Genomic DNA, 15,082 nt, shown 5'->3' with positions numbered 1-15,082 from the left:
CTCCTCCCTTCTATTTATACCGATGCGATATGATTACATCCTACCGCCCCCTTTATGTTTATTTTACCTTCTCATCAGAAGAATTGGGAAGGAATGATTTCTTTTGACTAGAATTGACCTTGTTCCTCCAGCAAGTTATTTACGAATCAGCAAGTCTCATTTATAATCGAGTAGATTTGTTCAATATCATATATATCTTTAAATGTGAGGGATTAGATGGAATTAAAGTGGTATAAAGCAATTATTGTGATCTTTACGATGTCTGGTATCTCCATTTCTACATGGTTTTCACGGACACCGGAAGTGAGAGACTTATTACAAGCAAACACAGGAACAATGGGACTTATTTTACTCGGTTTATCCGTTGGTTCAATTGTTGGGCTTGTTCTTTCAAATGTATTCGTCCGCAAAAAAGGCGGCCGAGTGGCGATTGTGATCAGTGGTTTTTTGATGTTCCTTGGATTTACTACTCTTGCCATTGGTTCAACGCTCTCTTCTATCTTTGTCGTCACTTCTGGTCTTTTTCTTTTTGGCGCAGGCTCTGGCATGTGTAATGTGGCGATGAACTTAGAAGGAACAGAGATTGAATACAGCATCAAGAAAACCATTCTGCCTATATTGCACGCTTCCTTTAGCATTGGGACTTTAATTGGAGCAGGTGCTGGTATTCTTTTTATCCACCTAGGCATCTCTGTATTGATACACCTTCTCGCTATTGCCCTTCTGCTTTTCCTTAGCATATTGATTTGTACACGGTTTATTCCGCACGGGACAGGAAAGGATCAGCATGAGAAACAGTCCGATACAGTTGAGCCTACTCAAACGGCATGGCTGAACAAACGAACGATATCTCTTGCGATGATCGCTTTATGTCTTGCGTTTGTCGAAGGCTCGGCCAATGATTGGATTCCACTTGCAATGGTGGATGGCTACCAAGTTTCACATTCCATGAGTACAGTCATCTATGCTTTGTTTTTGTGCGGCATGATTAGCGGCAGACTGATCAGCGGACGTTTGATCGATCGCTTTGGCAGAGTGCTATTGCTAAGAGTTGCGATTTTATCAGCAGCTGCCGGCCTATTCTTAGTCATTTTGAAGATTTCACTTGTTGTATGTATGATATCGATCTTTTTATGGGGACTTGGCGCATCTTTAGGCTTTCCGCTGACCATTTCTGCAGCTGGCGATGATAGCCGGTACGCTGTCAAACGCGTTAGTATTGTGACCTTATCTGGTTACACAGCCTCCCTTTCCGGTCCTCCTATTTTAGGGCTGCTTGCCAATCAAGTTGGACTGCTTCATGCCTTTATTTTTGTTCTATTTGCCATATGTATTGCAGGAATCTTTACTAAAGCTGTAGCAAAACCACATTCATTACAAGCCACTAAAAGTGTCTGATCCTTGATCATGGCACTTTTTTTAAATTTAAAAAATAAAATTGAAACCTTTCATGAAGTGAAACAGTCCTATAGATGTCGTGATGTTTATCGTTTTTTTAAAGAGGGAAAGTAAAAAAATAAGACTTTTCAAATAACTGAAAACGTGGTAAGATCATGAAAATAACCAGGAAGGGGTGAGAGAAATGAAAAAAAATATGCTATTAAAATTAGGTGTTTTATGCATAGCACTTGCAAGTTTTCATTTGTTCTCAATGCCTCATTCCGTTCAGGTATACCATCATGCTAAGGTGGTTGCCGATCAAGAATCACATGAGATGAAAATCGCTCAGACAATGGGCGATGAAAAGAAACAAAAACATGTGAGCGCAGTATTTGCCGCATTTACAGCACTGCTGATTATTGGCAGTATGACAGCTGGATTTGCACGCATCACTCATACTGATCGATTTGACCGGAAAAAGAAGCATTTACTTGCAGTGTTCTATCAATCTTCTTATTTCCGACAAGCTCGTGTTTAACCCAACCATCTAAATCAAAACAAAAATTGGGAGGTTTTACACGATGTTATTTTTCTTAAGAATTTTCATTCTAGGTCTTTTCTCTGTCACTTCACTTTCTCTTTTCGTCTACCAAGGAATTGAAGTAGTGCACGCCATTACAAGCATGTTTGGCAACCACGAAAGCTAAAAGGCCCGTATATAAAAAGAAACCCCCTGCCAGTCGCAGGGGGTTTTCGTTTGCTTATTTATTATCATCTGGTGCAGGTTCAGGTGTCAGAAGGACATGAGTCACTTCTCCCTGCTCTTCCTCATCTACAATAAATGATCCATTGCTATAGCGGTCATTTGCTCTTAAAGTAGAAATATCAAGTGGAATCGTTGTACCTTTTTCGGTATCTATCTCAAGTGTATCGTGCAGCGCTGCAGCGATCACAGCCACAATACGGTGCGGGTTTTTCTTTAATTCTCTCAGCATAAGAACTCCGCGTTTTGCTCTTGATGTTTTATCAAATTCAGAGAGGTTCATTCGCTTTACAGCCCCTCTTTGTGTCGTGAGCACAAGGACATCGTTCTTTGGATCAATAATCTGGCCAGAGACTACCTCGTCCCCTTCCTTCAAGTTGATTCCTTTGACACCGGCCGCTCTCGGTCCAACAACACTTACTTCTTCTTCATCAAACCACAAACCGTAACCATTTTTCGTTGCAATAAACAATTCCTGCTGTCCTGTTGTGACATGAACATCGACGAGCTCATCGTTACCTTTTAGGTTTAAGGCAACAAGCGGTTTCGAATAACGCTGCGCTTTATATTGAAGAAGCTCTGTTTTCTTCACCATTCCGCCTTTCGTAAAGAATAAAAGATATGATGTTTCATCAAATTCTTTTATTGGAATGGCTTTTTGGATTGATTCCTCGCGATCAATCGAAATGATATTCGTAATATGCTGCCCCATGTCTTTCCAGCGTATATCTGGCAGCTGGTGAACAGGACAATAAATGTAGCTTCCTTTATTCGTAAACAGCAGAAGAACATCCGTTGTATTCATTTCAAACTGATGAATCAAACGGTCAGTATCCTTCATGCCAAAGTCCTTACCGTTAGAGGCAGCATAGGAGCGCTGGCTTGTTCGTTTGATGTAACCATCCTTCGTGACTGTCACATAAACATCCTCTGATGCGATCATCACTTCAAGGTTAATCTTAATTTCTTCGATTTTTTCCTCAATAACGGATCTTCTCTCATCAGCATATGTCTTTTTGAGCTTTTTCAGGCTGTTTGTAATGACCTTCAGCAGCTTTTTCTCGTTCGCTAAAATGTCTTCAAGCTCTGCTATGCGCACATCTAGCTCTCTTGCTTCGTCTCTTAATTGCGTAATATCTGTATTCGTTAAACGATATAACTGGAGTGAAACAATCGCTTCTGATTGTGCTTCTGTAAAGTCATATTTCGCCATCAAGTTGTTCTTTGCATCACGCTTATCATTAGAGGAGCGGATTGTGGCAATGACTTCATCTAAGATGGAAAGTGCTTTAATTAAGCCGTCGACAATATGGTGGCGTTCCTTCGCTTTTCGAAGCTCGTACGCTGAGCGGTTCGTCACCACTTCTTTTTGATGGGCAATATATGCATCTAGTACAGTGGTGAGCGTCATTAAGGTCGGTCTTCGATTATGTATCGCTACCATATTAAAGTTATATGGGATTTGCAGATCTGAGTTTTTATATAAGAAATTCAGCACACCATTTGCATCTGCTTCTTTTTTCAGCTCTACAACGATTCGAAGCCCAGTACGGTCTGTCTCATCTCGGACCTCTGAAATGCCTTCTACTTTTCTTTCAATCCGGAATTCGTCCATCTTTTTGACAAGGTTCGCCTTATTCACTTCGTAAGGAATTTCTGTGATCACGATTTGCTGGCGTCCCCCGCGGATGGTTTCAATCTCCGCTTTGCCTCGAATCATAATCTTTCCTTTTCCTGTTTCATACGCCTTCTTAATACCGTCTACACCTTGAATGATACCGCCTGTTGGGAAATCTGGCCCTTTGATGACCGTCATTAAATCCTCAACCGTACAATGCGGCTGTTCGATTCGTTTAATAACGCCATCAATGACTTCTCCCAAGTGATGCGGCGGGATATCAGTGGCATACCCTGCTGAAATCCCTGTTGATCCATTCACGAGAAGGTTTGGGAACATCGCTGGTAATACAACGGGCTCTTTACTTGTATCATCAAAGTTTGCGACAAATTCGACCGTTTCCTTGTCTAAGTCCTTTAAAAGCTCTGAAGCAATAGCAGACAGCCTTGCTTCCGTATAACGCATGGCAGCAGGCGGATCACCATCGATACTCCCGTTATTCCCGTGCATCTCAATCAGTACATTTCGTACTTTCCACTCCTGACTCATTCTTACCATCGCTTCATAAACAGATGAGTCTCCGTGCGGGTGATAGTTACCAATCACGTTACCGACTGTTTTAGCGGCTTTACGGAAGTTTTTATCCTGTGTATTTCCTTCTGCGTACATCGCATATAAAATTCTTCGTTGTACAGGTTTTAGTCCATCACGTGCATCTGGAAGCGCCCGGTCTTGGATAATATATTTACTATAGCGGCCAAAGCGGTCGCCGATTACTTCTTCTAATGGTAAATCATGAAATCGTTCTTGTTGTGCCATGTTTAAACCTCCTCAGCTAGCGACAAGTTTTCATTTTCAAGAATGTTGCTTTCCTCATCAAGTCCAAAGGCGACATTCTTCTCAATCCATTTACGGCGTGGTTCTACTTTGTCACCCATTAGAGTAGTGACGCGGCGTTCCACACGTGCAGCATCATCAATTTTGACCCTGACAAGTGTTCTCGATTCTGGATTCATTGTCGTTTCCCATAGCTGGTCGGCATTCATTTCACCTAACCCTTTGTAGCGCTGAATCGTGTATCCTTTTCCAACTTTCTTCAATACATCATCCATTTCTTCATCAGACCATGCGTACTCAATGATTTCTTTTTTCCCTGAGCCTTTGCTGACTTTATATAAAGGCGGGAGTGCAATAAACACTTTGCCATGCTCAATCAGCGGCTTCATATAGCGGTAGAAGAATGTTAAGAGAAGCACTTGAATATGCGCTCCATCCGTATCCGCATCTGTCATGATCACGATTTTGTCATAATTGATGTCTTCTACATTAAAATCGACACCGACGCCTCCACCAATTGCATGAATAATGGTGTTGATTTCTTCGTTTTTGAAAATATCAGCAAGCTTTGCTTTTTCTGTATTGATGACCTTTCCGCGCAGCGGCAGCACCGCCTGGAATTTACGGTCGCGCCCCTGTTTTGCTGACCCGCCCGCTGAGTCACCCTCTACTAGGTATAGTTCGTTTCTTGCTGGGTTTCTAGATTGGGCAGGTGTTAATTTTCCGCTCAGAGTGGCTTCAGACTTTTTCCGTTTCTTGCCGCTCCTTGCTTCTTCACGGGCTTTTCTAGCAGCCTCTCTTGCCTGCTGCGCTTTAATCGCTTTTTTCACAAGAAGAGTGGCTGTTTCCCGGTTTTCTTCAAGGAAATACGCAAGTTTTTCAGAAATAACAGCATCAACAGCTGAACGTGCCTCACTTGTCCCAAGCTTTCCTTTTGTCTGCCCTTCAAATTGAAGCAGCTCTTCAGGAATTCTGACAGAAATAATAGCAGACAGTCCTTCGCGAATATCAGTGCCTTCTAAATTTTTGTCTTTTTCTTTTAAAAGAGCGACTTTGCGAGCATATTCGTTAAAGGCTCTCGTCATGGCCGTTTTGGCACCAGACTCATGTGTTCCGCCATCTTTTGTTCTGACGTTATTAACGAAGGAAAGGATATTTTCCGAATAGCCATCATTAAATTGAAAAGCAAAATCTACTTCAATGGACTGATGCTCTCCTTCAAATGAGACGACTTCACTCAGAACATCTTTTTCTTCATTTAAATAAGCAACAAAGGCTTCAATGCCTGTCTCATAATAAAACGTTTCTTGTACATCATGCCGTTCATCGATCAGCTCTATTTTTAACCCTTTTAATAAAAAGGCAGATTCTCTTAAACGCTCTGATAATGTATCGAAATTATACGTCGTAACACTGAACATGGTAGGGTCCGGCTTAAAATGAATCAGTGTTCCCGTTTTTTTGGATTTTCCAATTTTTTCGAGTGATGTGACAGGTTTACCGCCGTTTTCAAACCGCTGATGATAAATAAATCCGTCACGTTCAATTGTGACAGTGAGCCATTCTGACAGCGCGTTCACAACAGATGCCCCAACTCCGTGAAGTCCACCACTTGTTTTATATCCGCCTTGACCAAATTTTCCGCCTGCGTGCAAGACCGTTAAAATGATCTCGGGTGTCGGTTTTCCAAGCTTATGCATACCAGTAGGCATTCCACGCCCTTTATCTTGGACGGAAATGCTGTTATCTTTATGTATTTTGACAATGATATGATCTCCATGGCCAGCGAGCACTTCATCGACAGAGTTGTCTACAATCTCATAGACAAGGTGATGAAGACCGCGCGAATCCGTAGATCCAATATACATCCCTGGACGTTTACGGACCGCTTCAAGCCCCTCTAGCACCTGAATAGAATCATCGTTATAATCTACTTGCTGCTTTTTAACCAAATGCTTAATCCCCTTTCACTAACAAACATAACCGGCTAATCATCAAATGATCTCTCTAGATTTTAATGATGATCATGCTGCTCATTACTGTCCACTTTAATAAGCTGCATCATCACCATGCATGTGTAATTCACCAATACATGCTCTTTTGCACAGCTATGAGAATCATTCTACATTCTGCAATCAGAACTAGAAGTCCATTATAAACAAGACTGTTTCATAAGCCAAATGCAATCATATGATGGTTTTAGCAAAACAGAACAAATGTTCCGTTTTTATCTTATCGCTCTTTTTCTCGATATGCAAGGCCGCCGATATGTCCCTGTCGCCTTATTTTATCGCTTTCTTTCAGAATCGCAAATATATTTCTGCAACAAAAAAGCAAAAATCCTTGAAAAACCAAGGATTTTTGACGATTTAATGAGTTTTTGTCAACGCATGAGCCACCTTGATACATAAATCCATGATGGCGACCTTGCCATTTTCCTCAATCAGCCTTTTCGCTTCTTCGTGATATATGCCTTGCTGCGCCCAAAAAACAGGTGCGTCTATTTCGAGAAATTCTTCTGCCACCTCTGGTAAAAACTCTGAACGTCTAAAGACATTGACGATATCAACAGGCTCTTTTATATCTTTTAAAGAAGCGACTGCTTTCACACCGAGTGCTTCATCGATTGTTGGATTCACTGGGATAATCTCATACCCGGCATCCTGCATTGCTTTAGACACCATATAAGACGTCCGGTGCGGCTGATCTGATAATCCAACAACAGCAATTCGTTTACTGCTTTTTAAAATACGGCCGATTTCTTCTTTCGTAGGATTGTTCATCAAGACACTCCTTTTCCTCCATTTTAGCGAATTTCTGCTTAAAAACAAAGCCGAATCCATCTGCTTTCGATTTTTTCAAAAAAAGTTCCCCATGTTTTTCACAAGATCATGTTAAAATGTAAGACAAGAGGGAGAATATAAAGGAGTTATGCAGATGTTAATTGCTTTGATGTTTATTTTGGCTTATCTTCTCGGCAGTATTCCATCCGGTCTCATTGTCGGGAAAGCTGCAAAGGGTATCGATATCCGTGAACATGGCAGCGGAAACCTAGGTGCGACGAATGCATTTCGTACACTTGGCGTAAAAGCAGGGTCTATTGTGATTACTGCTGATATCCTAAAAGGGACGCTTGCTTCAGCTTTACCGTTTTTCATGCAGCTGGACATCCATCCCTTATTAGCAGGAGTTGCTGCTGTTATCGGTCACAGCTTTCCTGTCTTTGCAAAATTTAAAGGGGGAAAGGCAGTCGCTACATCAGGCGGTGTGCTGCTATTTTATGCCCCATTCCTATTTATCACGATGATCGCTGCTTTTTTCTTATTTTTATACATTAGTAAATATGTTTCACTATCATCTATGCTGACCGGGATCTATACATTCATTTACAGCATATTCACCAAAGACCTATTCTTAATCATTGTTGTTGCCGTTCTTGCTGGCTTTGTGATCTACAGACACATCGCCAACCTCAAACGAATTCTCAACAAAACTGAACCGAAAATCAAATGGCTCTAGCCGTTTCATCCATTTAAATATGTGGTAAAAGTAAAGAAAAGCTGTTTTTGCATCCTGCATTTTAAAAAACAGCATGACTTCAAAAAGGGGCGATCACATTGAAATTAACGATAAAAGAAGATGCACTCAATTGGTACAAGGATGAATTAGATTTAGAAAAAGGTGATCAAGTTCGCTTTTTTGTGAGATATGGCGGGTGCAGTAATGTACAAAAAGGCTTTTCTCTCGGCGTCGCAAAAGATGAACCTCAAAATGCCGGCGCAACCGCTGAAATAGAAGGTATTACTTTCTTTATTGAGGAAAGTGATATTTGGTACTTTGACAACCATGATCTGCATATTGATTATAACGAGTCCGTGAAAGAACCAGAATTTCATTATGAATAAACAAAAAAGATACCTCATCCCTCGGGTATCTTTTTTGTTTTACACTTCAATATACAGCCCATACTCCTGAATGTTCCCTAAAGATCGTTCCTTTTGCAGAATTCTTTTTTGCGGCTCACCAATCAAGTCAAAATGAGGAAACCCTTCGCGGTCATGAATCCATTCTTTTTTTAGTCCATGTCTTTCTCCCCACTCAGCTAACCGCTTCATATCCTGACAGGCTGCTTTTGTGACAGTATTGGCATTTGGAAAACGGTCATCGAGCCAGTAGTGTGTTAAAAAAGCAATTTTTCCTTGCTGGACAGCTGATTTCCAAGCGTTTAAATCACTTCGTTTAATACCAAAAGCCATAAATTAAACCTGCTTCTTCGACTGTTCATATACTTTATGCCAGGCAGGAAAGGCTTTTCTAAATTGAATAGGTCTAAAGGTGTCTTTATCCACACATATATGTGAAGTTGTCCCTGTAATCGCTGTTTGTCCATCAGGTTTTTGAATTTCATAGCCATACACCGTTTTGACACCATTATATTCTTCAATCCATGTATGAACGGTTGCTGTTTCACCATACAGCAATGGTTTTTTATATTGAACCTGCAAGTCTATAACAGGTGCAAGAGCACCGTCTGCTTCTAGCTGCGCATAGGAAAACCCTAATTCTTTAATCAATGCTGTTCTGCCGACTTCCATCCAAATTAAATAATTGGCATGATACACGATGCCCATTTGATCGGTTTCTGCATAACGGACTTCTATTTCTTTTTTGGATACATACACGTTTTCATCGCTCTCCTATCAAAACCTAAGGTCTGTCTCTGCCATTTTACCACATTCCAAATGGTTCTTCTAAAAAGAGGCAATAAAATAAACCAGGAATCCCTGGTTTATTCGGTATAGCCATTCTTTCTTGCTGCTTCTTCGTCCTTGATCTCAGAACGCATCGCGTCAATACTCATTTTGCGGTTTTCGTTTTTTTGTTTGATCATTTGCTTTTCTGTCTCTGTCGAAACGGACATCGCTGCCTCAGATTCATCGATATTGTCAAGTGTGTTCTCGATCATATCTTGCAGCTTTTCAACATTATCAGAACGATCATCTGGATTGGATTGATAGGACTTGTCATTCATCATGATTCCCTCCTTATTCGCCCTTCGTCTGTATCACATCAGGCTGTTCATTTGATTTATTATGCATCTTTTTACCTTTATTCCGTTTGTATGCTACAGGTTTTGTCCCTAAATGGTCTGGTGTAAACTGCGCTTGTTTATCATGCTCTCTACCCATTATTCATCCCTCCCTCTTCTTTAGGATGAACGAAAACGGATAATTCATAACTTATTTCTGTCTAAATCGCTCTTCCAACTTTTCTTCAAGCTGGTTTAAAAATTCCTCATTGCTTAATAATTCTTTTTTATTTTCAAGCACAAGCTCTTCAAATGTGCGTCGTTTTCTTCTTCTCATTCCACTCACCTCCATATATGTATGATTACATTTTCGCCAAAACATTTAGAAAATAAGCAAAAGAGCTGAATCATTATAGATCCAGCTCTTTTTCAATTTCTTTTTTTGTCAGCATTTGATGCTTCACAGACATGATGCGTCCTTTTTCATCTAATATGTATGTCGTTGGGTATGAAAGCACCTGATATCTTGCTTGAATGCCTTTTTGGTCCAATAAAACAGGAAAGCTCACCTTTAATTCTTTTGTGAATGCTGCCACATGTTCCACACTCTTTTCAGTGGTCGTTAAATTCACTGCTAGTACTTCAACTTGGTCATTTTCGCTCCTAATCGCGTCTAAATCCGGCATTTCCGTCCTGCACGGCTTACACCATGTCGCCCAGAAATTGACGAGCACCTTTTTCCCTCGGTAATCAGATAACGAGGCGGTTTTGCCGTCAAGGGTTTTCAGTTCAAAATCAGGGGCTTGGTCGCCTTTTTCAAGGCCGATTGCGGGCTCTTTTGGCCCAAATAAATTCCACGCAAGTAAACCAATCAACACAAGTAAAACAGCGCTTGCCATTCCTTTTTTCCACATGATTGATCCTCCACTATTTTAAAAAAGAAGAGAAAGCTGTTGGATCGCCTTCTCTTCTTTGCTGTATTAGTTGCTTGCTAATTTTTCGCGAAGTACCATTTGAAGGATACCGCCATGACGATAGTAGTCAATTTCGACTTCACTGTCAAAGCGAACCACCACTTCAAACGTTTTCTCGTTTCCATCTGTGTCAATTGCTTTCACAGTAACGAGATCACGTGGACGAACTGTTTCGTCAACATGAACTTCAAATGTTTCTGTTCCTGTTAGACCATGAGTTTCTGCACTTTCTCCATCTTTAAACTGCAAAGGAAGTACGCCCATGAAGACTAGGTTACTTCTGTGGATACGCTCAAAGCTTTCAGCTAGAACAAATTTAATTCCAAGAAGGTTTGTTCCTTTAGCAGCCCAGTCACGTGAAGAACCCATTCCGTAGTCTTTACCTGCTAAGATCGCAAGACCTGTTCCATCCTCTTTATAACGCATGCATGCATCATAAATCGATGTCACTTCACCAGTTGGCCAGTAAGTTGTATAACCGCCTTCTGTTCCTGGTGCAATTTGGTTCTTAATACGGATGTTTGCAAAAGTCCCTCTCATCATGACATGGTGGTTACCACGGCGAGATCCATATGAGTTAAAGTCTCTAGGCGATACGCCTCTTTCTTGCAAGTATTTGCCCGCCGGTGTGTCCTTACCAATCGCTCCAGCAGGAGAAATATGGTCAGTTGTGACAGAGTCACCGAACTTCGCAACGACGCGCAAGCCTTTAAGCGGTTCAACTTTACCAGGTTCAACTGATAGGTTTTCAAAGAATGGCGGGTTATCAATGTATGTGGAATTTTCATCCCATTTATACAATGCATCATCCGTCGTTTTAATTTCATTCCAGCGTTCGTTGTTGTCAAAAACAGTTTCATACTCTGAACGGAATAGCTCAGGTGTGACAGTGCTTTTAACGACGCTGTTGATTTCATCCATTGATGGCCAAATGTCATTGAAATAAACGTTCTCGCCATTTTTATCGACACCGATAGGATCTTTTGTTAAATCAATATTCACCGTACCAGCAAGTGCATAAGCCACTACTAATGGTGGAGATGCAAGGTAGTTCCCTTTCACAAGCGGATGAATACGACCTTCAAAGTTACGGTTACCTGATAAAACAGAAGTGATCAGCAGATCATTTTCAGAGACTGCATCTTCAATTTCTTTCTCAAGCGGTCCAGAGTTTCCGATACATGTTGTACAGCCATATCCAACAATGTTAAATCCGAGGTCTTTTAAATATGGAAGAAGTCCCGAATTCACAAGGTACCCTGTTACAACTTTAGAACCCGGCGCTAGTGACGTTTTCACGTAGTTTGGCACTTTCATACCGAGCTCACTTGCTTTCTTCGCAACAAGCCCTGCTCCGATCAACACGTACGGGTTCGATGTATTCGTACAGCTCGTAATCGCTGCAATCGCAATCGCACCTGTCTTCATCACAGCTTTTTCACCGTTTGCAAGATCAAATTCGATTTGTTTATCAAGCTCTGATTTATCTAAGCCAAACCCTTGGTTACCAGCTGGGCTTTCGATGTGTTTATGGAACGTCTCTTTCATTTGAGAAAGTGGAATCAAATCTTGTGGACGTTTAGGACCAGATAAGTTTGACTCAATTTTAGAAAGATCAATTTCCACAACATCAGTAAAAATTGGTTCTTCTGCATCTGGCGTATAGAATAAGCCATTTGCACGAGAATATTCCTCAACGATATTAATTTGCTCTTCATCACGTCCAGTAAGGCGAAGGTAAGCAAGCGCTTCTTCATCTACTGGGAAGAATCCGCAAGTAGCACCGTATTCTGGCGCCATGTTCGCAATGGTTGCACGATCTGCTAACGGCAATTGTGCAACACCAGGTCCGAAGAACTCAACGAACTTGTTCACTACGCCTTTTTCACGAAGGACTTGTGTGACTTTTAATGCTAGGTCAGTTGCAGTTGTTCCGTTTGGAAGCTCTCCAACTAATTTAGCACCAATCACTTCTGGTACTGGGAAGTATGAAGGCTGACCAAGCATACCAGCTTCCGCTTCGATACCGCCAACGCCCCATCCAAGTACACCGATACCGTTAATCATCGTTGTATGAGAGTCAGTTCCAACTAATGTATCTGGGTAAGTGATGATCTCTCCATCTTCTTCAATCGCATGAACAACACTTGCAAGATACTCTAAGTTCACTTGGTGAACAATTCCTGTTGCAGGCGGGACAGCTTGGTAGTTGTTAAACGCTTTCTTTGCCCAGCTAAGGAAGTTATAACGCTCTGCGTTACGTTCGAATTCTAAATCCATGTTAATGTTTAATGCATCTTCAGTTCCAGCTTTATCAACTTGTACTGAGTGGTCAATAACAAGGTCAACTGGAATTTCAGGGTTGATTTTATCCGGGTCCCCGCCTACATCTGCCATAGCTTTTCTTAAAGAAGCAAGGTCAACGACTGCTGGTACACCCGTGAAGTCTTGTAAAATAACACGAGAAGGTTTAAATGGAACATCAATTTCTTTTACCTCAGCAGTTCCCCATTTTGCCAAGTTTTCAACATGTTCCTTCTTGATCACTCTACCGTCTACTTGGCGAAGCACTGATTCTAAAAGTACCTTAATGGAATAAGGCAGCTTAGAAACATTTCCGATTCCTTGTTTCTCTAGTGCTTCTAACGAATAATAGTGATATGTTTTCCCATTTGTCGAAAACGTTTTTCTAGATTGAAAAGCGTCTTGTTTAGCGACTTGCTGCTGTTTCGACATGTCCAAAATCCCCCTTTTGATGATCAAGATCAATTTCAATTCTCAGAAAAATCGTCGTATTTCACCACAATTTTCTCACAATTTCATCTTAAAACAAATTCATACATAAGTAAATAACAATGCTTTTATTAAATTCAATAAGTTTAACTTATCATTAGGAAATGATTACTCTTCATAAACGAAGCGGGGTGGGCTCATACTACAAATGAGGTGATAGAACATGACAAAACGCAAAGCTAATCATGTCATTAATGGCATGAACGCAGCCAAAAGCCAGGGTAATGGCGCAGGCTATACGGAAGATGATCAGCTCGTTTTAACAGAAGAACAAAGGCAAAACAATAAAAAACGTAAAAAGAATCAATAAGAAGGAGCCAAACCTCATGACGAATAAAAACACAGGGAAAGACATCCGTCAAAACTCTCCTAAGGAGCATCAAGGCGGTCAGCCTGAGCCGTTATCAGGCAGTAAAAAAGTGAAAAACCGCAACCATACAAGACAAAAGCACAATTCTCATCATGATATGTAATTATCCCCCTCTCATCCCGTGACCACACGGGATGTTTTAGGTCTTTCACACATTTCCATTTTCATCATATGATTTATTATGAGATGTGATGGAGGAGTGTTTATGGAGAATGAAAAGCAATCGAATTCCTCTGATTTTATTGAAATAGATGATTGGCTCAATGTTTTAATGGATGATCCATTTGCCTGGTATGATGAACACCTCCCAATTGATCTTTATGAAACAAGCCGTGATTATATTATCGAAATTGATGTCTCCACCTTATCGATTACTGATGTAAAGCTGACCTTCGCTGGACATGAGCTGACGTTAACTTACACAGTACAACATCCAAATGGTGAAGGCGAACAGCCAATTGAAAAAAGCGTGATGCTCCCTTTTTATTTAAACGACAAAGACATTGAAACAGATTATGAAAACCGAATCATATCGATAAAAATTAAAAAATGTTCCGACCATCCAAACGGTGCATTTTCCTTTCAAATCCCGCACTTCAAACATTAAGAGCCCACCTTTATATAGGTGGGCTCTCTTCCCGTTCGTTTCAAGTCAATACCTTTTGCGAACCACCATGGCCAAATAGTAGAGTCGCTATATGATAATGTATTCTTTTTCTATTAATTGGTTTGGGTCATTCTAGTAAATGGGCGGGTATCAATGAAAAAAGGCGTTTATAGAGATCATAGACATACATTTTTGTTATTTTCTTCTATCCTCTCTTCATGTAATATAAAATAGAGAGATAAGGGGTATAAGGAGTGAGAACATGTTAAGCGGCTGGTTTTTGTGGTTCATTTTATTTTGGGGTACAGTGATGATCGGATTACTCGCAATCGGTGGCTTTTTTATGTTTCGCAAATTTTTAAAACGATTGCCAAAGGAAGATGGGAAATCAGAGCTTGATTGGCAGGATGAATATATTCAAAAGAGCCTTCACCTATGGCGGGATGAGGACAAACAGCTGTTAAATGAACTCGTATTACCTGTTCCCGAGCTGTTTAGAGATGTTGCCAAGGAAAAAATAGCGGGTAAAATTGGTGAGCTGGCATTAAAAGAACAGGCTGCTAGCATTAATTTAGACTTAATCATTCGCGGCTACATTATGGCTACACCAAAGCGGGATCATAAGTTTTTACTGAAGCGCCTTCAAGAAAAAAACATTGATCACTCGCCATATGAATCGTTATTAAAATAACCTCCTTTTTAAAGGAGGTT

At 40.8% G+C, this 15,082-nt stretch carries 20 protein-coding genes; 9 read left to right on the top strand and 11 right to left on the bottom strand.

Translation table 11 applies throughout. The features are described 5' to 3' along the window. The first annotated feature begins 216 nt into the window (after positions 1-216). The 3 genes from AAZR19_RS10460 (at position 217) to AAZR19_RS10450 (ending at position 2,087) form a co-directional block, all read left to right on the top strand. Positions 217-1,398 (top strand): MFS transporter, encoded by a 1,182-nt coding sequence (locus tag AAZR19_RS10460; RefSeq protein WP_041109245.1) that lies wholly within the window; start codon positions 217-219, stop codon positions 1,396-1,398. A gap of 184 nt (positions 1,399-1,582) precedes the next feature. Further along, a complete protein-coding gene (locus tag AAZR19_RS10455) occupies positions 1,583-1,918 on the top strand; it encodes a hypothetical protein (RefSeq protein WP_041109243.1) in 336 nt (111 codons plus the stop codon). 43 nt (positions 1,919-1,961) lie between these two features. After that, positions 1,962-2,087, top strand: a complete 126-nt coding sequence (locus AAZR19_RS10450) for a hypothetical protein (RefSeq protein WP_254966705.1) — start codon at positions 1,962-1,964, stop codon at positions 2,085-2,087. A 54-nt stretch (positions 2,088-2,141) separates the two neighbouring features. Here the strand turns inward: AAZR19_RS10450 and parC are convergent, their stop codons facing one another. The 4 genes from parC to AAZR19_RS10430 form a co-directional block, all read right to left on the bottom strand. Next, positions 2,142-4,580: a DNA topoisomerase IV subunit A gene (gene parC / locus AAZR19_RS10445; protein ID WP_041109241.1), complete on the bottom strand. Its 2,439-nt coding sequence runs from the start codon at positions 4,578-4,580 to the stop codon at positions 2,142-2,144. Between the two features lie 2 nt (positions 4,581-4,582). Beyond that, a complete protein-coding gene (parE, locus tag AAZR19_RS10440) occupies positions 4,583-6,550 on the bottom strand; it encodes a DNA topoisomerase IV subunit B (RefSeq protein WP_024425148.1) in 1,968 nt (655 codons plus the stop codon). Positions 6,551-6,967: 417 nt separating this feature from the next. After that, positions 6,968-7,381, bottom strand: a complete 414-nt coding sequence (locus AAZR19_RS10435) for a CoA-binding protein (protein WP_041109238.1) — start codon at positions 7,379-7,381, stop codon at positions 6,968-6,970. After that, the gene (locus AAZR19_RS10430; protein WP_434703069.1) at positions 7,332-7,460 is read right to left on the bottom strand and encodes a hypothetical protein; all 129 of its coding nucleotides are present in this window, start codon (positions 7,458-7,460) and stop codon (positions 7,332-7,334) included. Before AAZR19_RS10430 ends, AAZR19_RS10435 begins: the two co-directional genes overlap by 50 nt. 75 nt (positions 7,461-7,535) lie before the next feature. On the opposite strand from AAZR19_RS10430, the gene plsY reads away from it, so the two are divergent. Continuing rightward, the gene (plsY, locus tag AAZR19_RS10425) at positions 7,536-8,117 is read left to right on the top strand and encodes a glycerol-3-phosphate 1-O-acyltransferase PlsY (RefSeq protein ID WP_024425146.1); all 582 of its coding nucleotides are present in this window, start codon (positions 7,536-7,538) and stop codon (positions 8,115-8,117) included. Positions 8,118-8,215: 98 nt separating this feature from the next. Then, on the top strand, positions 8,216-8,503 hold the full coding sequence (locus AAZR19_RS10420; protein WP_024425145.1) for a HesB/YadR/YfhF family protein: 288 nt from the start codon (positions 8,216-8,218) through the stop codon (positions 8,501-8,503). Positions 8,504-8,542: 39 nt separating this feature from the next. On the opposite strand, the gene AAZR19_RS10415 is transcribed toward AAZR19_RS10420, so the two are convergent. The 7 genes from AAZR19_RS10415 to acnA form a co-directional block, all read right to left on the bottom strand. Then, positions 8,543-8,854, bottom strand: a complete 312-nt coding sequence (locus AAZR19_RS10415; protein WP_041109236.1) for a hypothetical protein — start codon at positions 8,852-8,854, stop codon at positions 8,543-8,545. A 3-nt stretch (positions 8,855-8,857) separates the two neighbouring features. After that, positions 8,858-9,280 (bottom strand): acyl-CoA thioesterase, encoded by a 423-nt coding sequence (locus tag AAZR19_RS10410; RefSeq protein WP_024425143.1) that lies wholly within the window; start codon positions 9,278-9,280, stop codon positions 8,858-8,860. A gap of 107 nt (positions 9,281-9,387) precedes the next feature. Continuing rightward, on the bottom strand, positions 9,388-9,630 hold the full coding sequence (gene tlp / locus AAZR19_RS10405; RefSeq protein WP_024425142.1) for a small acid-soluble spore protein Tlp: 243 nt from the start codon (positions 9,628-9,630) through the stop codon (positions 9,388-9,390). A 13-nt stretch (positions 9,631-9,643) separates the two neighbouring features. Further along, positions 9,644-9,787, bottom strand: coding sequence for an acid-soluble spore protein N (locus AAZR19_RS10400; RefSeq protein ID WP_008357830.1), 144 nt, complete (start codon positions 9,785-9,787; stop codon positions 9,644-9,646). Between the two features lie 51 nt (positions 9,788-9,838). Beyond that, entirely contained in the window at positions 9,839-9,964 is a 126-nt protein-coding gene (locus AAZR19_RS10395) for an FbpB family small basic protein (RefSeq protein WP_003211002.1), read from the bottom strand. A 73-nt stretch (positions 9,965-10,037) separates the two neighbouring features. Then, positions 10,038-10,541, bottom strand: a complete 504-nt coding sequence (locus AAZR19_RS10390; protein WP_041109234.1) for a TlpA family protein disulfide reductase — start codon at positions 10,539-10,541, stop codon at positions 10,038-10,040. A 66-nt stretch (positions 10,542-10,607) separates the two neighbouring features. After that, complete coding sequence (gene acnA, locus AAZR19_RS10385) at positions 10,608-13,337, bottom strand: aconitate hydratase AcnA (protein WP_041109232.1); 2,730 nt, start codon at positions 13,335-13,337, stop codon at positions 10,608-10,610. A gap of 220 nt (positions 13,338-13,557) precedes the next feature. On the opposite strand from acnA, the gene sspO reads away from it, so the two are divergent. The 4 genes from sspO (at position 13,558) to AAZR19_RS10365 (ending at position 15,062) form a co-directional block, all read left to right on the top strand. Further along, the gene (sspO, locus tag AAZR19_RS10380; protein WP_034283440.1) at positions 13,558-13,704 is read left to right on the top strand and encodes a small acid-soluble spore protein O; all 147 of its coding nucleotides are present in this window, start codon (positions 13,558-13,560) and stop codon (positions 13,702-13,704) included. A 16-nt stretch (positions 13,705-13,720) separates the two neighbouring features. Then, positions 13,721-13,867, top strand: a complete 147-nt coding sequence (locus AAZR19_RS10375; RefSeq protein WP_003211331.1) for a small acid-soluble spore protein P — start codon at positions 13,721-13,723, stop codon at positions 13,865-13,867. A 102-nt stretch (positions 13,868-13,969) separates the two neighbouring features. Next, positions 13,970-14,371 (top strand): Hsp20/alpha crystallin family protein, encoded by a 402-nt coding sequence (locus AAZR19_RS10370; RefSeq protein WP_024425138.1) that lies wholly within the window; start codon positions 13,970-13,972, stop codon positions 14,369-14,371. 262 nt (positions 14,372-14,633) lie between these two features. Beyond that, positions 14,634-15,062: a DUF2621 domain-containing protein gene (locus AAZR19_RS10365; protein ID WP_024427086.1), complete on the top strand. Its 429-nt coding sequence runs from the start codon at positions 14,634-14,636 to the stop codon at positions 15,060-15,062. The last annotated feature ends 20 nt before the right edge of the window (positions 15,063-15,082 follow it).

This window comes from Bacillus sp. Je.9.29.b, assembly GCF_051129925.1.
In the GTDB taxonomy this organism is placed as follows: Bacteria; Bacillota; Bacilli; order Bacillales; family Bacillaceae; genus Bacillus; species Bacillus safensis.
This window is presented reverse-complemented; position numbering and strand designations above follow the sequence as displayed.